The following is a 21,061-nucleotide window of genomic DNA, read 5'->3' as shown; positions in this document are numbered from 1 at the left end:
GTCAGCGAGCGCATCAGGTGCGTGGGCAGCGTCTTGACCGTTGTCACGAGGGCGTTGCGGACGTGCTCGGCGGTGCGGCCGTCGGGCAGGTGGACAAGCATCACGTAGCGGGTGGCGCGCTCGACCAGGGTTCCGATGGCGGAGCCGTTGTCCTTGCCGATGATCAGGTCGCCTTCCCAGTGGCCGGGGACGGACCGGTCCCGGATCTTGAAGCCCATTGCATCCCCTGAGCTGGGGTGTTGCAACGACGCCTAGAACCCAAGTCCACGGTGCGGGCCCTTCGGCGTTCATGCAGCCCACAAGGGTTCTGACGCGGCGTCACGGCATGGTTGACTCGTCTGGACCACGCTGATAGACCTTCGCATCACCAGTTGGCGCCCAGCAGATCCACGTGCCTCCTCCATGCGAGTTACGACGCGAGGTCAACGTCCCATGATCACAACGGCTCCGCACCGCTCCCTCCGCCCGGTCCTCCCCTTCCTCTCGCGGACGGGCCGTCGCCCGCTTCGCCTGTTGCGGCTGCTGCTCGCATCCGGTATCGCGGCCTCCGCACTCTCCGCCGTACCGCCGCAGACGGAGGCAGAGGCGCAGGCGCAGACCCGGGCGGCGCGTGCCGTGCACGGCACCGGGCAGTTCACGGACGGCCGGACGAGCCAGGACGGCGCCGGCTCGAATCAGGACGACGGCAAGAGCGACGACAAGGACGGGGCGGACAACGTGCTGACCGTGGCCGTCTCGCAGAGCGTCGACTCCCTCAGCCCGTTCCTCGCCCAGCGGCTCGTCTCCACAAGCGTCCACCGGCTGATCTACGAGTACCTGACGAACTACGACCCCGGGGACGCGCGCCCGGTCCCCGGTCTGGCCACCGCCTGGAGCCCGTCCCCGGACAAGCTGACATGGACGTACACGATCCGCAGGGACTCCACCTGGTCCGACGGCAGGCCCGCCACCGCCGAGGACGCGGCCTGGACCTTCAACAAGATGATGAAGGACCCGAACGCCGCGACCGCCAACGGCAGTTTCACGGCCAACTTCGCCGAGGTCACGGCTCCGGACCCGGAGACCCTCGTCATCCGGCTCAAGAAGCCCCAGGCCAACATGACGGCGCTGGACGTCCCGATCGTGCCGAAGCACATCTGGGAGAAGGTCGGCGACTTCTCGACGTTCAACAACGACACGGCGTTCCCGATCGTGGGCAACGGACCGTTCGTCCTGACCGACTTCAAGGTCGACCGGTACATCCGGCTCAAGCCCAACAAGGACTTCTGGCGCGGAGCACCGAAGTTCGACGAACTCGTCTTCCGGTACTACAAGGACGGTGACGCCGCGGTCGCCGCGCTGCGCAAGGGGGAGGTGTCCTTCGTCCCCAACCTCACCCCGGCGCAGGCCGCTTCCCTGGAGAACTCCGAGAACATCAAGGTCAACGACGCACCGGGGCGTCGGTTCTTCGCGCTCGCCGCCAACCCGGGCGCACGCGCGAAGAACGGCGGCCGGTTCGGCAGCGGTCACCCCGCGCTGCTCGATCCGGTGGTGCGCAAGGCGCTGTTCCACGCCGTCGACCGGCGGACCATCGTCGACAAGGTGTTCCAGGGCCATGCCGTGGAGGGCGAGGGATACATCCCGCCCCGTTTCGCCCCGTACTTCTGGAGGCCGGACGCCTCCCAGCGGATCGCCTACGACCCGGCGAAGGCCGCCGCCCTGCTCGACGCTGCCGGGTACCGGAAGAACGGCAGCGGCAAGCGGACGGGCAAGGACGGCCGGCCGCTGGACTTCCGCATCCTGTGCCACGCCACCGACCCCAACGACAAGGCGGTCGGCAAGTACCTCCAGGAGTGGTGGGGGGACCTCGGCATCGGGCTGAAGGTCGACTGCCTCGACAACGTGTCCGATCCGTGGCTCAAGGGCGACTACGACCTGGCCTTCGACGGCTGGTCGGTGAATCCCGACCCGGACTTCGTCCTGTCCATCCACACCTGCTCGGCCCTGCCCGCGACTCCGGGGGCCACGGGCGCCACGGACAACTTCATCTGCGACGAGCGTTTCGACCAGCTGTACGCGCAGCAGGCGGTGGAGTACGACACGGCCAGGCGCGGGGACCTGGTCCGGCAGATGCAGTCCCGGCTGTACGACACCGGCCTCATGAACGTCATGGTGTACCCGAACGCGCTCGAGGCCTACCGCACCGACCAGATCGAGTCCATCACGACGATGCCCGAGGCCGCAGGCAACCTGTACGGGCAGGACGGCTACTGGAGCTGGTGGTCCGCCGAGCCCGCCGCCGCGGGCCGGGCGGCCTCGGGCGGTGGCGGCTCGTCCGCCGCTGTCGCGATCGGCATCGGCATCTCGGTCGTCCTGGTCATAGCGGTCGGCGTCCTCACCAGTCGGCGCCGCCGTGCCACCGCCGACGACCGCGAGTAGCCGATGAGCAGGACCACGAGCTCCTCCGGCTCCTCCCCGGACGCCCCGGACGCCCCGGCGGGCACCGCCCAACCGGGCGCTTCCGGGGTCGAGATGAAGGTCGTGGCGCCGTCGCCCGGTTCTCCCGGCGGCCGCGGCGCCCGTACGTCCGGCGCGAAGGCTGCCGCGTATCCGGCGTACCTCGCCGGCAAACTCGGCGGCGCGGTCGTGTCGCTGTTCGCCGTCCTCGTGACCAGCTTCTTCCTCTTCCGGATCATCCCCGGCGACCCGGTCAAGGCGATGACGCGCGGCATGCCGACCAGTGCCGAGCAACTGGACACGCTGAGGCGGCAGTTCGGGCTCGATCTGCCCCTGTGGCGGCAGTTCACCGAGTACTGCGCCGGGGCGCTGACCGGCGACCTCGGCATGTCGTACCAGTTCCGTGCGCCGGTCGGGGAACTCATCGCCCAGAAGCTCCCGGCGACGCTGCTGCTCACCGGTGTGGCGGTGGTGATCTACTCGGCACTCGGGCTGTGGCTCGGCACCCGCTCGGCGTGGCGGCACGGCGGGCTCGGTGACCGGCTGAACACCGGCGTGGCGCTGACGTTGTGGTCGGTGCCGTCGTTCTGGCTCGGGCTGCTGCTGATCATCACCTTCTCGGTGGGGATCGGGCCGGTGCCGGGCGTGTTCCCGACCGGCGGGATGGAATCGGGCGGGACGTCCGGTGTCGCGTACGTCCTCGATGTCGCGCACCACATGGTGCTGCCGGTGCTGACGCTGGTGGCCGTCGGTTACGCGCAGACGCTGCTGGTGATGCGCTCCTCGCTGCTCGACGAGATGGGCGGCGACTATCTGACGACGGCCCGGGCCAAGGGTTTGCGGGACGACGACGTGCGGCGGCGGCACGCGGTTCCCAACGCCCTGCTGCCGACGGTGACGATGGTGTTCATCAACCTCGGTCATGTGGCCGCCGGTTCGATCCTCGTCGAGACGGTCTTCTCCTGGCCGGGGCTCGGCGGGCTGTTCTACCAGGCGCTCAGCGTCCCTGATCTGCCCCTGGTACAGGGTCTGTTCGTGGTCTTCGCGGGGGCGATGATCCTGATGAACCTGCTCGCCGACCTGCTCTATCCGCTGCTCGACCCGAGGGTGGGCCGATGACGACGTCACTGCACTGGGCGCGCCGACGCGCCTCGGTCGCACGCTTCTGGCACCGGTACCGCACCCACCGGGCCGGGGTCGTGGGCCTTGCCGGTCTGGCACTGCTCGCCCTGATCGCCGTAGCCGCGCCGCTGCTGGTCGGCACCGACGTCCAGAGCGTGACCCACGCCCCCGGCGGGGCGCTGGAGTCGCCGAGCGGCGCCTTCCCCCTCGGCACGGACCAGTTCGGGCGCCCGCTGCTCGGGCTGCTCGTCTGGGGGGCCCGGATCTCGCTCGCCGTGGGCCTGCTCGCGGCAGTGCTGTCGGTGGCCATCGGCACGCTCGTGGGCATCGTCGCGGGGCACTACGGCGGCTGGTTCTCCACGGTCGTCATGAGGATCACCGACTGGTTCCTCGTGATGCCGACCCTGGTTCTTGCGATCGTGCTGGCCACGGTGCTGTCGCGGAGCGTGTGGACGGTGGTCCTGGCCATCGGGGTCACGACCTGGCCGACGACGGCACGGTTGGTGCGCGCACAGACGATCGCGGTCGAGTCGCGGCCGTACATCGAACGCGCGAGAGCTTTGGGCGGCGGCCACCGCCACATCATGACCCGCCATGTGCTGCCCAATGTGATGCCTCTGGTGCTGGCCCAGACGACACTCGGCATCTCCACCGCCATCCTCACCGAGGCGACGCTGGCGTTCCTCGGGCTCGGCGACCCGTCGGTGGTGTCGTGGGGCGGCATGCTCCAGGACGCCCGGGAGGCGGGCGCGGTGTCGTCGGGCCACTGGTGGTACCTCGCTCCGCCCGGGATCGCCGTCGCGCTGGTGGCGCTGGCGTTCACCCTGTGCGGACGGGCCGTCGAATCCGTCCTCAACCCCAGGCTGGGGGTGGCACGTTGAGCCTGCTGGAGATCAGGGACCTGCGGGTGACGTACGGGGCCGGGGCGTCCGCCGTCCCGGCCGTGCGCGGGGTCGACCTGACGCTCGCCGCCGGGCGGAAGCTGGGGGTGGCGGGCGAGTCGGGCTGTGGGAAGTCGACGCTGGCCCTGGCGCTGCTGCGGCTGCTGCCGGGATCGGCCCGGCTGTCCGGCGAGATCCTGCTGGACGGCGAGGACGTGCTCACCATGAAGTGGGGCCGGCTGCGGGCGGTGCGGTGGGCGGAGGCGTCCGTCGTCTTCCAGGGGGCCATGCACTCGCTGAACGCGGTGCACCGCATCGGGGACCAGATCGCGGAGCCGGTGCTCGTGCACGGCCGGGCGACGCAGGGGGCCGCGCGTCGGCGGGTCGGTGAGCTGCTGGAGCAGGTGGGGCTGCCGGCCTCGCGTGCGTCGGCCTACCCCCACGAGCTGTCCGGCGGGCAACGGCAGCGCGTGATGATCGCGATGGCACTGGCCTGCGACCCCCGCCTGCTGGTCGCCGACGAGCCGACGACCGCGCTGGACGTGATGATCCAGGCGCAGATCCTGCGGCTGGTCGAACAGCTCGTGTCCGGGCAGGACATCGGACTGCTGATGATCAGTCACGATCTCGCGGTGCTGGCGGGCACCTGCGACCGCCTCGCCGTGATGTACGCGGGCCGGGTGGTGGAGGAGGGCCCGGCCCGCGCCGTGTACGACGCGGCGGAGCACCCTTACGGCCGGGCCCTGTCGGCGGCTTTCCCACGGATCGGGGATCCCGCGTCGCGCCGGGCCCCGCGCGGGCTGCCGGGCGATCCTCCGGACCCGTCGGCGCTGCCGGGGGGTTGTACGTTCCATCCGCGCTGCCCCGTGGCTCTGGAGGTGTGCGGCCGGGACGAGCCGGAGCTGCGCAGGGCCGGGCCGGACAGGCTCGCGGCTTGTGTGCGCGTCGGTGTGCGGGAGGAAGCATGAGCGCTGTCGACGAGACCGGCACGGACCGGAAGGAGGCGTCCCCGGGCACCACCGCCGTCCCCCTGCTGTCGGCCTCCGGTGTCCGGGTGTCCTTCCCCGGCCGGCGCGGAGCCGCCGCTGCGCGCGCCGTCGACGGTGTCGATCTGGACATCGGCGCAGGGGAGGTCGTCGCGCTGGTCGGCGAGTCCGGCTGCGGCAAGACGTCCCTGGCGCGGACGCTCCTCGGTCTCGTACGGCCGGAGGCGGGGCGGGTGTGCTTCGGGGGCGCGCCGCTCGCCTTCGACTCCCGGGCGCTGAAGGCGTACCGCAAGCGGGTGCAGCTGGTGCTGCAGGACCCGAGCGGATCGCTCAACCCCCGGCACACCGTGTACGAGGCGGTGTCGGAGGGGCTGCGGATCCACGGGTACGAGGGCGGGGAGCGGGAGGCCGTCGCGGAGGCGCTCGCGCGCGCGGGTCTGCGGCCGCCGGAGCGGTTCTTCCTCCGCTACCCGCACGAGCTGTCCGGGGGCCAGCGTCAGCGTGTGGTGATCGCGGGTGCGCTGGCCCTTCGGCCCGAACTCATCGTGGCCGACGAGCCGGTGGCCTCCCTGGACGCCTCGGTACGCGGCGAGATCCTGGCGCTGCTTCTGCGTCTGCGCGATGAACTGGGCCTCTCCGCACTGGTGGTGACCCATGACCTGGGCCTGGCCTGGAACATCGCGGACCGGGTCGCGGTGATGTATCTCGGGCGCATCGTGGAGACGGGAACGGTGGAGGAGGTACTGACACGACCTCAGCATCCCTACACGCAGGCGATGTTGTCGGTGCTCCCGGAGTCGGCGGTGGCGCCGGTGGTCCTCTCCGGAGAACCGCCGGACCCGTCGCGCGTACCGCCCGGCTGCCGCTTCCACCCCCGCTGCCAGGTCCTCGCCTCGGGAGCGGCCGACGCCGCCGGTGTCGGGAGCCGGTGCCGTACGGAGGATCTGCCGGTCCTCGCCGGGGACTCGACGGCTGCGGTGGCCTGCCACTGGGCGCTCTCGGCCGGCGCGGCTCCCGGAGACGGCCTCGACGGAGGCACGGCGGACCCGCCGGAGGCGTGAGGCGGATCGCGAAGAGGGCCGTGCCGGATCGCCGCCCGCCGGGTCGGTGCGTACTGACGGGCGGACGGGCGAGGTGGCGCCCGGTCCGTTCGCGCCCCGAGGGCCCGCTCGCGGCCCGGCGCCGCGCGGCGGCGCCCTACGCGTCGTACTCCGCGGTCAGTTCGCGCGCGCGCTTCACATCGGCGGCGATGGCGTCGAGAAGTGCCTCGATGGACTCGAACTTCGCCATGCCGCGTACGTAGGCGAGGAAGTCGACGGCCACATGGAGCCCGTACAGGTCGAGGCCGACACGGTCGATCGCATAGGCCTCTACGGTCCGCTCGGTGCCGTTGAACTGCGGGTTGGTGCCCACGGAGATCGCGGCGGGCATCCGCTCGCCACCGGCGGTGAGCCAGCCCGCGTAGACGCCGTCGGCGGGGATCGCGGTGTGCGGCAGCGTCTCCACGTTGGCCGTCGGATAGCCGAGCTCACGGCCGCGCTGGGCCCCGCGGACGACGACGCCCTCCACCCGGTGCGGACGGCCCAGGATCTCCGCCGCCCCCTCGACGTCGCCCTCGGCGATCAGCCGCCGGGTCAGCGTGGACGAGAAGGGCTCGCCGCCGCCGGCCTCGCCCCGCACGAACAGGTCGACCACCTCGACCTCGTAGTCGTAGGTGCGGCCGAGTTCGGCCAGGAAGTCGACGTTGCCGGCCGCCTTGTGGCCGAAGCGGAAGTTGGGCCCCTCGATGACCGCGCGGGCGTGGAGCTTGTCCACGAGCACCTTCACGATGAAGTCGGCGGGCGACAGCTTCGAGAACTCGGCGGTGAACGGCAGGATCAGCACCGCGTCCACACCGAGTTCCGCCATCAGCTCGGCACGCCGGTGGTGCGGAGCGAGCAGCGGCGGGTGGCTCCCGGGGCGGACGACCTCGCTCGGGTGCGGATCGAACGTGACCACGACCGACGGCACACCCAGCTCACGGGCCCGCTCCACGGCCCGCCCGATGATCAGCTGGTGGCCGCGGTGCACGCCGTCGTAGGAACCGATGGTGACGACGCTGCGCCCCCAGTCCTGGGGGATGTCCTCCAAGCCACGCCAGCGCTGCACTGTGACCGCTCCTCGCCCGAACCCGATTTATCGAACCTGTGTACGCAAGGATGACTTCTTACGCAGGTCTAAGACTGCCATGCCCGCGGAGCGCCGTCGGCATCGGCACCTGACTGCCCAACGCCTCCAGCGTCCGGCGTGTGCTGGGTCCGATCACCACCGCCCACTCCCGCGGTGCCGCGGCCTGCCACGTCACCACCTCGGCGGCGAATCCGGGCACCTGGCGGGCCAGCTCGACCAGTCGGCGGTCGAAGCGGTTCGCACCCTCCGGAGTGCGCACGAGGAGGAGACCGACGCGATGGACCAGTTCGCGGACGCGGGGACCGGCCGGCCTTCTTCCCGGCGCGCACACGACTGCCTGGAGCAGCGCGTCCAGGACCTCCGGGTCCCCGCCCGTGCACCGCTCGTGGTCCAGGAGGACGTCCAGCAGCTCTATGCGCAACGGCTCGCCGGCCGGGCCCCCCGGTGTCCCGAGCACGGCGGCGACCGCGCAGCGTACCTGCACGGGCCGGCCGCGCAGCAGGTCCACGACGAGCGGCAGGAGCACGGCTCGCGCCGACGCGCCCTGCCGCAGCCTGAGCCCGACGAAGGCCGCCGCGTCCGGGGCGCCGGCGGGCCGCAGGCCGACGTACTCGCTCACCAGCCCGGCGGCACGGCGGGCCAGGGCGGGCGTGCCGAGTCCAGCGAGCGCCCGCAGCACGTCGCCCGCACCGTCGCCCGGGCGGTGCAGAGCGGCGCGGAACGCGGCGAACACCGGCTCGGGGTGGGTCGTTGCGGCACTGACGAGAACGTCGGCGGGGACTCCGGGATCGTGGTCGCGATACGCGTCCAGGGCCCGCGTGAGATAGCGGGGCCGGCTGCGCGGGTCGCGGACGAGGACGGCCAACGCTGCGCCGTGCAGAGCGGTGTCGGCGGGCCGCGCGAGCAGCGCGAGCGCCGCGTATCTGAGCAGGTCCCGGTCGAGCCGGCCGGTGACGCGGGCCGCCACCAGGGGGGCGTACGTCGCCGCGGCGAGCCGGCGTACCGGGCGGGTGTCGTCGTGGGCCCAGCGGTCGACGGCCCGGCAGACGGCGGACGGCTCGTCCTCGGCGAGCGCGGCGAGCAACTCCCGGGCACGGGGGTGCACGGTGCTGACGAGCGCCTCGCAGAGATCGTCGACGGCCCGTCCCCGGTGGGTGTGGAGGAGCGCCTGGGCCGCCGCGGCGACGGTGGGCCGGATGGCGGCACCGGGCGCGGCGGGTAGCGGCCGGTCGTCGGTGAACCACCGGCAGAGCAGCGGCTGGACGGCCCGCGGCGACCGGGCCAGCCGTTCGGAGACCGCGTCCAGATAGCGGGGCGGCCGGGCGGCGCCGGGTTCCTCGTGCCGCCGGCCGCCGGCCGTGGGAACGTGGCCGCCCGGCGAACCGGCCGGGCACGTTCCCCGACGCGGCACCTCGCCCGTACCCGCCCCGGCCTCGTCCCGCGGCGAACCGGCCGGGCCGGTTTCGAAGTGGCCCGACGGCGCGCCGTCCACGGCGGCAGCGGTGTTCGCTGCCGCAGCGACCCGGCCGGTCCCGGCGCGCTCCGGGGACCCGTCGGCCGGAACGAGACGGCGCAGCAGGTCGATGCGTTCGGCCTCGCCGATGTGCAGCGCCTGCCAGAACGAGGGGCCGAACTCACCGAGTCCGGCCGGCCGGCGCGGGCCGCCCGGCCGCAGCGAGCGCCGGGTGATGCGGTCCGCGAGGGTGCGCAGCACGCCGAGGTACCGGCGGGCACGCGGGACGCGCAGCAGCGTCTCCCGGAGCAGACCGGCCGCCCACCAGCGCACGTCCGCGCCCGGCCCCGGGTCCGTCCTGCCGTCGAAGCCGTCGGGCCCGTCGGGGCTCTCCGGCACGTCGGATCCCGACGAGCCGTCCAGACCGTCGAGCACGTCCACCAGCGCCGCGAGCCGCGGTGCCAGTGCGGGCTCCCCGGATCGGCGGTCGAGCAGCAGCAGTGCCTGGACGACCGTCCCCTTCCGGTGCCGGGGCAGGGCGGGTACGCCGCCGTCCGCGGCGGCGCCGGTCGTGGGGTCCGCCCGGCGCAGCAGCGGATGCAGAACCGTGTCCACGTCGAGGTGCGCCGCCTGCAGCCACTCGGCGACCTCCTCGTGGGCGAAGCGGTAGCCGCCGCCGGCGGGCACCAGCAGCCCCGTGGCGAGCACCGCGGACGCCCAGCCCGTACGCCAGGGGAAGAGGTCCCCGAAGGTCTCCCGGTCGAGACCGCCCTCCCCCTGGCCGAGGCAGTGCCGCGCGGCCTCGTGCACCCGCCCGGCCACCCGGGCCGCCAGCCGGCGCACCGCGGCCGCGGCCGGCTCGGTCCCCGCGGCCCCGGCGATCCGCGTCGCGGCCCGCAGGCACATCAGGTCCGTGTGCGCCGAGAGGACGTCCTCACGCGACGGCTGCCCAGGTACGTCGCCGGGCAGTGCTTCCCGCACCTCCGCGAGCAGCGCCAGGGCGAGCGGATGGCGGGCGTCCGCGGCCGCCGGCGCAGCGTCCGGGAGTCCGAGGCGCGCCCTCGCCCGCTCGGCCTCCCGCTCGGTCAGCGGCCCGAGGTGCAGGGCGGGCCGGCGCATGCCGGCCGCCTGGTACAGCGGGGCGGTCCGTTCCCAGTACTCGGGCCGGCAGGCGAGGACGAGCCGTACTCCGTGCCCGCGCAGCCAGCGCGTCGTCTCCGCCGTCCAGTCGGGGAGCCGGGCCGCCAGGGCGGCGGGCATCTCCTCGGGACCGTCGAGGAGGACGAACAGCGGCCTCCCGGCCTCCCGGGCGACCCGTGCCACATGCTCCGGCGTGGCCTCGGCGCCGCCCGCGGGTACCGCCCAGGGACCGCTGCGATGGGCCGTGACACCGGCGACGACGCGGCCGGAGCGTGCGAGCGCACGGGCCACGGCGTCCGCCACGCCGCGGTCGCCCGCCGCGAGGTCGGCGCCGCGCATCCGGATCGAGACGGCCGGTTCGGTCCCGTGGGCACGACGGGTGGCGAGCGCGGCGAGTTCGGTGGTCCGCCCGCTGCCGGGGGCGCCGGTCAGGGCGAGGACGGGCGCCGGGGACGCCTCGAACTGGTCGAACTCCCTTACCACGTAGGGGCGTTCAACCGGTTCTGCGCCGGCTTCTCCGGCGCTGACCGGGCGGGCGGGGCCGAGGGACACCGCGGCGAGCCGTCGGGCACCGGCGAGATTCAGGTCGGCCCCGAACCCGGCGACGGTCCGGGCGTTGTGCCGCAGCAGCGCGGCGAGCGGCCCTGCGGGGTCGCTCGCGGCGGCCGTGCGCAGGGGTACGGCGAGTCCCGCGACGGGGTGTCCCGTGGCGGGTGCGGTACCCGCGAGGACGGCCACGACGGAGCCGGTCCGGGTATCCACCACCGGTCCGCCCGTGGCCGTTCCGCCGGGGCCCAGGGCGTCGCTCCCCTCGGTGCCGACGGCCAGTTCGAGTGCGCCGTCGAGGGGGTGCGCACGGCCTGCCACGGTGTAGGTGGCCGGGGTCTCCCCCAGAACGCGCGCCTCGCGCCAGCCACCGGCCGGGATGCGCACGTACGCCCCGTCCGCGGGCCGATCGCGGACGGCGACGGCCAGGGGTCTCAGGCCGAGCCCCGTGGTACGGACGAGTGCGAGGTCCGCCTCCGGGAGGAACGTGACGCCGTCGGCGACCCCGGCGCCGCCGCCGGGCACGCGCAGCACGATCCGGTCAAGTCCTTCGACGGCTTCATGGCTGGTGACGACCGTGCCCCGGTCGTCCACGGCGAAGCCGGTCCCGCACGGCCGGCCCGCCGAATCACAGATGCGCACCAGCGTCGCCAGGTCCCCGCGTCCCATGGCTCCGACGGTAGGCCGTTGTTGATCACCGGGAGAAGACCACCGGACGAACGCGCCCCCGAGTGCACCCCCGATGCACTCCGAGCGCCTGCCCGTTGGGGTGAATCCCCGCTGCGGGACGGATAGACACCCTCCGAGGGGGATCGTGGAGCGGGCAGTGGCCCTGCCCGCTCCACGATGGAGCTCTCCCGGCCGCCCGGAGGGGTCTCCGCGGCCGTCAGCCGAAGACCGCGAGGCTCTTCGCCTTGCCCCGTTGCCGCTCGACCAGCGCCAGGAACCGTTCCTCGGGTCCGAAGACGGCCACCGGGCCCTGCGCCGGGTGCTCCGGCATGTCGAGGCGTACGCCGTTGAGCAGCAGCCTGGCTCGTTTGTCGTCGACGTCCCAGCGCGGGAACGCGGCCGCGGCGGCCTCGCCGATCGGCATGACCGTCAGCTCCTCCTGGAGCTGGTCGAGCGTCCTGGCCGCGTCGAGCTTGTACGGCCCGACGCGGGTGCGGCGGAGCGCGGTCAGGTGTCCGCCGACGCCGAGCCCGGCGCCGAGGTCGCGGGCGAGGGCCCTGACGTAGGTGCCGGAGGAGCAGACAACCGAGACGACGAGGTCGGTCACCGGTGTGCCGTCCTCGGCGACGGCATCGCGGACGTCGTGGACGGTGAACTGCGAGACGGTGACCGGACGTGCGGGGATGTCGAACTCCTCGCCGCCGCGCACCCGCGCGTAGGACCGCTTGCCGTCGATCTTGATGGCGCTGACCTTCGACGGCACCTGCATGATGTCGCCGGTCAGTTCGGCGACCCCCGCGTCGATGGCGTCCCGGGCAATACCCGAGGCGTCGGTGGACGAGGTGACCTCGCCCTCCGCGTCGTCGGTGACGGTGTTCTGGCCGAGCCGGATCGTCCCGAGGTACTCCTTCTCGGTGAGTGCCAGATGGCCGAGCAGCTTCGTGGCCTTCTGGACGCCCAGGACCAGCACGCCGGTCGCCATCGGATCCAGTGTGCCCGCGTGCCCGACCCGGCGGGTGCGCGCGATGCCGCGCATCTTGGCGACGACGTCGTGGGAGGTGAAGCCAGCCGGCTTGTCGACGATGACGAGACCGTCCCGGGTGGCGCTCCCGGTGGCGGCGGGGGCGGTGTCGCTGTGCTGGCTCATTCGGAGGCCGCGTCCTCGTCCCTGTCCTCGTCCTCCGGCTTGCGGTAGGGGTCGGGCTCGCCCGCGTAGGTCTTGCCCGTGGACGCCTGACGGACCTCCGCGTCCTTGGCCCGTGCCTTGTCGAGCAGATCGTCGATGGTCCGGGCGTTGTCCGGGAGGGCGTCCGGGACGAACGTCAGGGTCGGCGTGAAGCGGACGCCGGTCTGCCGGCCCACCTCGGACCGCAGGACGCCCTTGGCGGACTCCAGCGCCGCGGCGGACGCCGCGCGCTCCTCGTCGTCCCCGTACACCGTGTAGAAGACCGTGGCCTCCCGCAGGTCGCCGGTGACCCGGGCGTCCGTGATCGTGACGAAGCCCAGCCGCGGATCCTTGATTCGCCGGTCCAGGGTCTCCGCGACCACGACCTGGATGCGATCGGCCAGCTTGCGGGCCCGCGCGTTGTCGGCCACCGGTCCTTCTCCTCTTTCGTGCGGTGGTCCGGGGTCGCCCCCGGACGGTGCAGTCTCAATCATCGTCGCCGTGCAGCCGCCGTCGTACCGACAGCAGCTCCACTTCGGGCCGGGCGGCGACAAGGCGCTCGCACCGGTCCAGTACGTCTGTGAGGTGTCCCGGATCCCCGGACACCGCCGCGAGGCCGATCTCGGCCCTGCGGTGCAGGTTCTGTCCGCCCACCTCGGCCACGGCCACCGCGTACTTGCGCTGGAGCTCGGCCACGATCGGGCGGACGACGGAGCGTTTCTCCTTCAACGAACGAACGTCGCCGAGGAGCAGGTCGAAGGACAGCGTCCCCACAAACATGTATGTCCGGATGTCCCGCCGGTACGGGTTCGGTCTGTGCCCTGCCCGCTCTTGGCAGGTACATCAAGAACCGTACACGCACGGCCGGGGCCGATCGACGGGATTACCTCCCGCCGACCGGCCCCGAGCACCGGTGTGCGTGTCAGCCCGCGCCGTGTCAGCCGCGCGGCTTCTCGCGCATCTCGTACGTCGCGATGACGTCGTCGACCTTGATGTCGTTGAAGTTTCCGAGGTTGATACCGCCCTCGAAGCCTTCGCGGATCTCGGTGACGTCGTCCTTGAAGCGACGCAGACCCTCGATGTTGAGGTTCTCCGCGACGACCTTGCCGTCGCGGATGAGGCGCGCCTTGGTGTTGCGCCGGACCTCGCCGGAGCGGATGAGGACACCCGCGATGTTGCCCAGCTTGGACGAGCGGAAGACCTCGCGGATCTCCGCCGTGCCGAGCTCGACCTCTTCGTACTCCGGCTTGAGCATGCCCTTGAGGGCCGCCTCGATCTCCTCGATCGCCTGGTAGATGACCGAGTAGTAGCGGACGTCCACACCCTCGCGCTCGGCCATCTGGGTGGCACGCCCGGCGGCGCGCACGTTGAAGCCGATCACGATGGCGTCGGAGCCGGTCGCCAGGTCGATGTCCGACTCGGTGACCGCACCGACACCGCGGTGCAGCACGCGGATGTCGACCTCTTCGCCGACGTCCAGCTGGAGCAGCGAGGACTCGAGGGCCTCGACCGAACCGGACGCGTCGCCCTTGATGATGAGGTTGAGCTGCTGGACCTCGCCCGCCTTGAGCACCTTGTCGAGGTCCTCGAGGGACACCCGGCGGGTGCGCTTGGCGAACGCGGCGTTGCGCTCACGGGCGGCGCGCTTCTCGGCGATCTGACGGGCCGTGCGGTCCTCGTCGACGACCAGGAAGTTGTCGCCGGCGCCCGGGACGTTGGTGAGACCCAGGACCAGGACGGGAGTCGACGGAGTCGCCTCCTCCACGTTGTTGCCCTTGTCGTCGAGCATCGCGCGGACACGGCCGTACGCGTCGCCGACGACCATGGTGTCGCCGATGCGCAGGGTGCCTCGCTGGACCAGGACGGTCGAGACGGCACCGCGGCCGCGGTCGAGGTGGGACTCGATCGCGATGCCCTGCGCGTCCTGCTCCGGGTTGGCCCGCAGGTCCAGGGCGGCGTCCGCCGTCAGGACCACGGCCTCCAGCAGGTTCTCGATGTTCAGACCCTGCTTGGCGGAGATGTCGACGAACATGGTGTCGCCGCCGTATTCCTCGGCCACCAGACCGTACTCGGTCAGCTGACCGCGCACCTTCGTCGGGTCCGCACCCTCGACGTCGATCTTGTTGACCGCGACCACGATCGGCACGTCGGCCGCCTTGGCGTGGTTCAGCGCCTCGATCGTCTGGGGCATCACACCGTCGTTGGCCGCCACCACGAGGATCGCGATGTCGGTCGACTTGGCACCGCGGGCACGCATGGCGGTGAACGCCTCGTGACCCGGGGTGTCGATGAAGGTGATCCGGCGCTCTTCCTCGTTGACCTCGGTCGAGACCTGGTACGCACCGATGTGCTGCGTGATTCCGCCGGCCTCGCCCGCGACGACGTTCGTCTTGCGGATCGCGTCCAGCAGCCGGGTCTTACCGTGGTCGACGTGACCCATGACGGTCACCACCGGCGGACGCGCGACCAGGAACTCCTCGCCGCCCTCGTCCTCGCCGAACTCGATGTCGAAGGACTCGAGCAGCTCGCGGTCCTCCTCCTCCGGGCTGACGATCTGAACCGTGTAGTTCATCTCGCCGGCCAGGAGCTGCAGCGTCTCGTCGGAGACGGACTGCGTGGCCGTGACCATCTCGCCGAGGTTCATCATCACGGCGACGAGCGACGCCGGGTTGGCGTTGATCTTCTCCGCGAAGTCGGTGAGGGAGGCACCGCGCGACAGACGGACGGTCTCGCCGTTGCCGCGAGGCAGCATCACACCGCCGACCGACGGGGCCTGCATGGCCTCGTACTCCTGGCGCCTCTGCCGCTTGGACTTGCGGCCACGGCGCGCCGGACCGCCGGGACGGCCGAACGCACCCTGCGTGCCACCGCGGCCGCCGGGGCCACCCGGACGTCCGCCGAAGCCGGGACGGCCACCGCCGCCACCGAAGCCTCCGCCGCCACCACCGGGACGCGGGCCGCCGAAGCCGCCGCCGCCACCGGGACGACCGCCGCCGCCACCACCGCCACCGGGACGACCGGCGAAGCCGGGACGTCCGGCACCGCCGCCGCCACCGGGACGACCACCGGGACCACCGGGACCACGGCCGCCGGGACCGGGACGCGGACCGGCAGCGGGACGCTGCGGCATCATGCCCGGGTTCGGACGGTTACCGCCGGGGCCACCGGGACCACCGGCTCCACGCGGAGCCTGCGGACGCGGCATGCCGCCCGGGGTGGGACGGGAACCACCGGGAGCCTGCGGACGGGGACCGCCCTGGCCGCCGCCCTGCGGACGCGGGCCACCGGGGGCACCCTGACCGCCGGGACGCGGCGCACCGCCCGGACGGGGCGCCTGCGGGCGCGCCATACCGGTCGAGCCACCGGAGGTGAAGGGGTTGTTGCCCGGACGCGGGCCCGNCACCGGGAGCCTGCGGACGGGGACCGCCCTGGCCGCCGCCCTGCGGACGCGGGCCACCGGGGGCACCCTGACCGCCGGGACGCGGCGCACCGCCCGGACGGGGCGCCTGCGGGCGCGCCATACCGGTCGAGCCACCGGAGGTGAAGGGGTTGTTGCCCGGACGCGGGCCCGCGGGACGGGCACCGGGACGCGGGGCCTGGCGCTCGCCACCGGAGCGCGGGGAACCGGGACGGGCACCGCCGCCCTGGCCCTGGCCGGGACGGGCGGCCGGACGCGGGCCGGGAGTGGCACCGGGCCGGGGACCGGCAGCCGGGGCCGCCGGGGGCGCGGTGAACTCCGGCGCGGCCGGAGCGGCCGGAGCCGGCTTCGGGGCCGCCGCGGGCTTGGGACCCGGGGTCGGCCGCGGGCCGGGGGTCGGGGCCGCGGGAGCACTCTTGGGAGCCTCGGCGGCGGCCGGCTTGGGAGCCGGTGCGCCGGGCTTGGGAGCTGCGGGACGCGCCGCCTGCGCCGGGGAGGGCGCGGCGGGCGAGGGGGCGCCACCCGCGCGGCTTGCCGCTGCGGGGGAGGGCGCGGACTTGCGCGGCGCCGCGGGCTTGCCGGCAGAGCGCTTCGCGGGGGCAGCCCCGGAACCCTGCTGGAAAGCATCAGTCAGTTTGCGTACAACCGGCGCCTCGATCGTCGAGGACGCCGAACGGACGAATTCACCGAGTTCTTGGAGCTTGGCCATGACGACCTTGCTCTCCACGCCGAACTCCTTGGCGAGTTCGTATACCCGGACCTTAGCCACTTCGCTCCTTTTAGGTCCGGGTTACCGCCGGACCGTCGCTACTTCATGGGCGTACTCATCGCGTACTCATCGAGTGCTCATCGCAATCTCGACCTACTTCCAACTCGCGAGGTACCTGACCGCACGGGGATCCGTGCGGTGCTGCTCTTCCTTCTTACGGTGCTGCCTGCGCCGCCGTCGCCTCGATTTCCCGGCGGACGTCCGCGGTGTCGAGCGGCCCCTGGGCCCTGAGGGCCCTCGGGAACGCCCGGCGACGGACCGCCAGGTCGAGACAGACCGAGGCGGGGTGCACATACGCACCCCGGCCGGGCAGCGTACCGCGATGATCGGGGACGCATACGCCCTCGACCGCCACGATGCGCAACAGATCGCGCTTTGCCGCTCGCTCCCGGCACCCCACGCAGGTTCGCTCAGGGCATGCGCGGACATGCGTCCGACCAGACACGACCAAGTCTACCTCCCCGCGCCGACCTCACCCCTTTGGGGCAAGAATCGAACAATTGATGGCTCAAAACTCTTGGCGACTCCGCGGTCACGGAACGAGTCTGCGACCGGATCCGTTCCCCGGCACCCCCGGGCCGGTGACCGAGCGCGACCCCCGCTCCGTCCCGCTCGTCCGGCCGGAAGCTGCTCCGCGGGCCACCCGGCGTCCGGTTCAGTCCTGCTCAGCGGCCTGCTCGGTGTCCGGCCGGATGTCGATCCGCCAGCCGGTGAGCCGCGCGGCGAGGCGGGCGTTCTGCCCCTCCTTGCCGATGGCCAGTGACAGCTGGTAGTCGGGGACCGTCACCCGGGCGGACCTGGCGCCGAGGTCGACGACCTCGACCTTGGACACCCGGGCCGGGGACAGTGCGTTCGCGACCATCTCCGCCGGATCGTCCGACCAGTCCACGATGTCGATCTTCTCACCGTGCAGCTCGGCCATGACATTGCGCACCCGGCCGCCCATCGGGCCGATGCACGCGCCCTTGGCGTTCAGGCCGCTGCGGGTGGACCGCACGGCGATCTTGGTCCGGTGACCGGCCTCACGGGCGATGGCCGCGATCTCGACCGAACCGTCGGCGATCTCCGGCACCTCGAGCGCGAAGAGTTTTTTCACCAGATTGGGGTGAGTCCTCGACAGGGTGACGGACGGGCCGCGCACTCCCTTCGCCACCCGTACGACGTAGGTGCGCAGCCGCAGGCCGTGCGAGTAGTCCTCGCCCGGCACCTGCTCCTGCACCGGCAGGATGGCCTCCAGCTTGTCGTCCAGCTTCACCAGAACGTTCTTGGGGTCCTTGCCCTGCTGGACCTGGCCGGCCACGATGTCGCCCTCACGGCGGGCGTACTCGCCGAAGGTGACGTCGTTCTCGGCGTCGCGCAGCCGCTGCTGGATGACCTGGCGGGCGGTGGACGCAGCGATCCTGCCGAAGTCGTGCGGGGTGTCGTCGAACTCCCGGGGCTCCTGGCCCTCGTCGAGTTCCGACGGGTCCTCCTTCGCCCACACCGTCACGTGCCCGGTCTGCCGGTTCAGCTCGACCCGGGCGTGCCGGCGACTGCCCTCGGTGCGGTGGTACGCGATGAGGAGGGCCGACTCGATGGCGTCGACCAGCAGGTCGAAGGCAATCTCCTTCTCCTGTGCCAAGCCCCTCAGGAGCTTCACGTCGATGTCCACGGCTACGCCTCCTCTTCTTTCTGAATGCCGTTCTTGTCCTTGCGGTTGAACTCGAGCTCCACACGCGCCTTGGCAATCTCGTCGAAAGCGAGTCTGCGGGCGGTGGGCTTGCGCCCCTTGACTCCCGGTACCTCCAGGCCGAGACCCTCGTCGTCGACGTCGAGGATCCGCGCGACCAGCTCCTCGCCCGGCTTCCCGTCCGGGGTGGTCAGCTGGAACCGGGCGAGCCGGCCCTTGGCGCGCACGTAGTGGCGGTGTTCGCTGAGCGGGCGCTCCGCTCCGGGGGAGGTCACTTCGAGCTGGTACTCGCCCTCGCCCATGGCGTCGCTCTCGTCGAGCCTGTCGGAGATGACACGGCTGAGCTCGGCACAGGCGTCGAGATCGACGCCTTCCTCCGAATCCACGACGACGCGGAGCACACGGCGGCGGCCGGCCCGGGACAGTTCGATCTCTTCCAGATCCAGGTCCGCGGCGCTGACGAGCGGTTCGAGCAGTCCGCGCAGCCTCTCGCTCTGGGTGGTGCTCATCCGGGTGACTCCTCGGCCGCGTGTGCTGTTGTGGGTTTCGTCGTGTGTCAGCACAAAGGGTATCCGGTCGCGGGGGGTGTTGCCGTCCACCCACCGATGACCCGCAGGTACGCTCGCCTGCGGTGATCACATCAAGGCGTCACCCACCCGATCGGGTGAACGCGTCCCAGGGCCCGAGGAGAGACCAGGTGGAGCGCACGGGAACGACGCGCAGACGTGCCCTCTTGGCCACCGGGGCGGCCGCCGCGGCGGTGCTGACCGGGTGTTCGCGGGACGAGCCCGGGGCACGGCGCGCCACGCCCCGGAGCGAGTCGGTGGAGACCGTGCTGCGCCGGCGCAGCGCCGAACTGAGCGGCGCCCTGCTGCTGCGCTACGACGCGGTGCTGACGGCTCATCCGGCACTGGCGGCCCGACTGACGCCGCTGCGGGCCGAGGTGGTGCGGCATGTCGAGGCGCTCGCGCCCACCGGGTCGCGGCCGCGGCCCGGGACCCCGCCGGCCCGGTCGGTGTCCCGGCCCCCGTCGCCCTCCTCCCCCGCACCGTCCGCTTCCGGGCCCGCGCGTCCCGGCCCGTCGGTCGCGGCGAGCCCCGCGGTGCCCCCGGTGCCCGCCGACGCCGGGGCTGCCGTTCGCGAACTCGCCGCGGCCGAGCGGACCACCGCCGACGGGCACACCGCCGCGCTGAGCGGCGCCCCGCCGGAGTACGCACGGCTGCTGGCCTCGGTCGCCGCGGCCGGTGCGGTCCATGCCTATCTGCTGACGGAAGGGTCCCGTTGATGAGCGACGCGCTGGCCGCGGCACAGGCCGCCCTCGCGGCCGAGCACGCCGCCGTCTACGGCTACGGCGTGGTCGGCGGCCGGGTCGGCGAGGCCCGCCGGGCCGAGGCCGTTGCGGCGTACGCCTCGCACCGGGCCCGCCGGGACGCCCTGGAGCGCACGGTCCGTGATCTCGGCGGGAAGCCCCCCGCCGCGCAGGCCGCCTACGCACTGCCCTTCGCGGTACCCGACACGGCGGCCGCGGTCCGGCTGGCCGCCGTCCTGGAGGACCGGGTCGCGGGCGTCTACTCCGATCTGGTGCGGGCCGCCGGGGGGCCGCTGCGGCACGACGCCGCGGCCGCGCTGCGCGAGGCGGCGGTGCGGTCGGTGCGGTGGCGCGGTACCGGCGTAGCCTTTCCCGGGCTTGCCGAGCGAGCCGCGGCGCAGTGAAAGGGAACAACGCACGCATGGGTTTCGAACCGCCCCGGCGTCTGGTGCGGGCGCTCGGAGACAACGACTGGACCGGGCAGCTGCCGAAGCTCGTCGAGGACACCGCCGTCCGCGACGGGCTGGAGATCGAGCGGGTGATGGTGCCGGGCGGCCGGAGCAGTCTCGTCGTCCTCGTACGGCGGCGTGACGGCACGCCCGCAGCCCTCAAGCTCGTGCCGCCGTTCGCGGGGCCGGCGCTGGAGCGGGCGGCACTCGCGCACTGGAACGGATTCGGCGCGGTGCGGCTGTTGGGCGGTTCCGGAGGCGCGCTGCTGCTGGAGCGGCTGCATCCCGAGCTGTCCGTGCGCTCGCTCCCGGAGGCCAAGGCACTGCTCGAGGCCGCGGGCACGATGCGCCGGCTGTGGGTGGAACCGCCGTCCGGCCATGGCTTCGAGACGGTGGCCGAGCGCACGGCCCGTCAGGTGTCCGCGCTGCCGGAACGTGCGGCCGCAGCACCGCAGGCACTGGTGGACGAGGCGCTGGTGGACGAGGCGCTGGCCGCGCGTGAGGAACTGCTCGCGCACTCACCCGAGTCGCTGCTGCTGCACGGGAACTTCCGCCAGAGCAAGGTGCTCGCGGGCGACCGCACGCCCTGGCTGGCGGTCGGGCCGGAGCCGTTGGTCGGCGAGCGGGCGTACGACCTGGCGCGGCTGGCCAGGGACCGGGTGGAGGACCTGGTCGCCGCGGCCGCCGGCGCTTCCGCGGCTCGCCGCCGGGTGAACCGGCTCGCGGACTCGCTCGACGTCGACCGGGACCGGCTGCGCGGCTGGACGCTGTTCCGCGCGGTGGAGTCGGGCACGCGGGCGATCGCCGAGGGGCGGCACGCCGAGGGTGAGCTGTCGCTGGAGTTCGCCGGCTGGCTGTGAACCCACGGCGCCCCGGCGGC

General features: G+C 72.9%; 16 protein-coding genes and 2 pseudogenes. 8 read left to right on the top strand and 10 right to left on the bottom strand.

Annotation, left to right across the window (positions count from 1 at the left end; all coding sequences use genetic code 11):
* Window positions 1-209: pseudogene (locus tag QMZ92_RS29315) on the bottom strand (transposase); the annotation flags it as partial.
* Between the two features lie 223 nt (window positions 210-432).
* Here QMZ92_RS29315 and QMZ92_RS29310 point away from each other — a divergent pair.
* The 5 genes from QMZ92_RS29310 (at window position 433) to QMZ92_RS29290 (ending at window position 6,486) form a co-directional block, all read left to right on the top strand.
* Window positions 433-2,418 (top strand): ABC transporter substrate-binding protein, encoded by a 1,986-nt coding sequence (locus QMZ92_RS29310; RefSeq protein WP_283300582.1) that lies wholly within the window; start codon window positions 433-435, stop codon window positions 2,416-2,418.
* A gap of 93 nt (window positions 2,419-2,511) precedes the next feature.
* Window positions 2,512-3,555, top strand: a complete 1,044-nt coding sequence (locus QMZ92_RS29305; protein WP_283300585.1) for an ABC transporter permease — start codon at window positions 2,512-2,514, stop codon at window positions 3,553-3,555.
* Window positions 3,552-4,439, top strand: a complete 888-nt coding sequence (locus QMZ92_RS29300; protein WP_283300581.1) for an ABC transporter permease — start codon at window positions 3,552-3,554, stop codon at window positions 4,437-4,439. Before QMZ92_RS29305 ends, QMZ92_RS29300 begins: the two co-directional genes overlap by 4 nt.
* Window positions 4,436-5,407 (top strand): ABC transporter ATP-binding protein, encoded by a 972-nt coding sequence (locus tag QMZ92_RS29295; protein ID WP_283300580.1) that lies wholly within the window; start codon window positions 4,436-4,438, stop codon window positions 5,405-5,407. The genes QMZ92_RS29300 and QMZ92_RS29295 overlap by 4 nt, the downstream gene beginning before the upstream one ends.
* Window positions 5,404-6,486 (top strand): oligopeptide/dipeptide ABC transporter ATP-binding protein, encoded by a 1,083-nt coding sequence (locus QMZ92_RS29290; protein ID WP_283300579.1) that lies wholly within the window; start codon window positions 5,404-5,406, stop codon window positions 6,484-6,486. Before QMZ92_RS29295 ends, QMZ92_RS29290 begins: the two co-directional genes overlap by 4 nt.
* A 136-nt stretch (window positions 6,487-6,622) precedes the next feature.
* Here the strand turns inward: QMZ92_RS29290 and QMZ92_RS29285 are convergent, their stop codons facing one another.
* The 9 genes and pseudogenes from QMZ92_RS29285 to rimP form a co-directional block, all read right to left on the bottom strand.
* Window positions 6,623-7,573 carry a bifunctional riboflavin kinase/FAD synthetase gene (locus QMZ92_RS29285; protein ID WP_283300578.1) on the bottom strand — a complete coding sequence of 317 codons (951 nt, stop codon included), beginning with the start codon at window positions 7,571-7,573 and terminating at the stop codon, window positions 6,623-6,625.
* A gap of 58 nt (window positions 7,574-7,631) precedes the next feature.
* Complete coding sequence (locus tag QMZ92_RS29280; RefSeq protein ID WP_283300577.1) at window positions 7,632-11,402, bottom strand: serine protease; 3,771 nt, start codon at window positions 11,400-11,402, stop codon at window positions 7,632-7,634.
* Window positions 11,403-11,619: 217 nt separating this feature from the next.
* Window positions 11,620-12,549 (bottom strand): tRNA pseudouridine(55) synthase TruB, encoded by a 930-nt coding sequence (gene truB, locus QMZ92_RS29275; RefSeq protein WP_283300576.1) that lies wholly within the window; start codon window positions 12,547-12,549, stop codon window positions 11,620-11,622.
* The gene (gene rbfA / locus QMZ92_RS29270; RefSeq protein ID WP_283300575.1) at window positions 12,546-12,998 is read right to left on the bottom strand and encodes a 30S ribosome-binding factor RbfA; all 453 of its coding nucleotides are present in this window, start codon (window positions 12,996-12,998) and stop codon (window positions 12,546-12,548) included. The genes truB and rbfA overlap by 4 nt, the downstream gene beginning before the upstream one ends.
* 55 nt (window positions 12,999-13,053) lie before the next feature.
* Window positions 13,054-13,347, bottom strand: a complete 294-nt coding sequence (locus QMZ92_RS29265) for a DUF503 domain-containing protein (protein ID WP_138052797.1) — start codon at window positions 13,345-13,347, stop codon at window positions 13,054-13,056.
* 157 nt (window positions 13,348-13,504) lie between these two features.
* A pseudogene (gene infB / locus QMZ92_RS36130) lies at window positions 13,505-16,754 on the bottom strand (translation initiation factor IF-2).
* Window positions 16,755-16,908: 154 nt separating this feature from the next.
* The gene (locus QMZ92_RS29245; RefSeq protein WP_283300572.1) at window positions 16,909-17,199 is read right to left on the bottom strand and encodes a YlxR family protein; all 291 of its coding nucleotides are present in this window, start codon (window positions 17,197-17,199) and stop codon (window positions 16,909-16,911) included.
* A 210-nt stretch (window positions 17,200-17,409) separates the two neighbouring features.
* Entirely contained in the window at window positions 17,410-18,405 is a 996-nt protein-coding gene (gene nusA / locus QMZ92_RS29240) for a transcription termination factor NusA (protein WP_283300571.1), read from the bottom strand.
* Between the two features lie 2 nt (window positions 18,406-18,407).
* Window positions 18,408-18,932, bottom strand: a complete 525-nt coding sequence (gene rimP / locus QMZ92_RS29235; protein ID WP_283300570.1) for a ribosome maturation factor RimP — start codon at window positions 18,930-18,932, stop codon at window positions 18,408-18,410.
* 188 nt (window positions 18,933-19,120) lie between these two features.
* On the opposite strand from rimP, the gene QMZ92_RS29230 reads away from it, so the two are divergent.
* From QMZ92_RS29230 to QMZ92_RS29220, 3 genes are read left to right on the top strand one after another with little or no spacing between them, the layout of a single operon-like run.
* The gene (locus QMZ92_RS29230; protein WP_283300569.1) at window positions 19,121-19,708 is read left to right on the top strand and encodes a hypothetical protein; all 588 of its coding nucleotides are present in this window, start codon (window positions 19,121-19,123) and stop codon (window positions 19,706-19,708) included.
* Window positions 19,708-20,136 (top strand): DUF4439 domain-containing protein, encoded by a 429-nt coding sequence (locus tag QMZ92_RS29225; RefSeq protein WP_283300568.1) that lies wholly within the window; start codon window positions 19,708-19,710, stop codon window positions 20,134-20,136. Before QMZ92_RS29230 ends, QMZ92_RS29225 begins: the two co-directional genes overlap by 1 nt.
* A 17-nt stretch (window positions 20,137-20,153) precedes the next feature.
* Complete coding sequence (locus tag QMZ92_RS29220; RefSeq protein ID WP_283300567.1) at window positions 20,154-21,041, top strand: aminoglycoside phosphotransferase family protein; 888 nt, start codon at window positions 20,154-20,156, stop codon at window positions 21,039-21,041.
* Window positions 21,042-21,061: the final 20 nt, after the last annotated feature.

Source organism: Streptomyces sp. HNM0645 (assembly GCF_030056615.1).
In the GTDB taxonomy this organism is placed as follows: Bacteria; Actinomycetota; Actinomycetes; order Streptomycetales; family Streptomycetaceae; genus Streptomyces; species Streptomyces marianii.
Note: the sequence above shows the minus strand (reverse complement) of the source record. Positions and strands in the feature narration are given on the sequence as shown.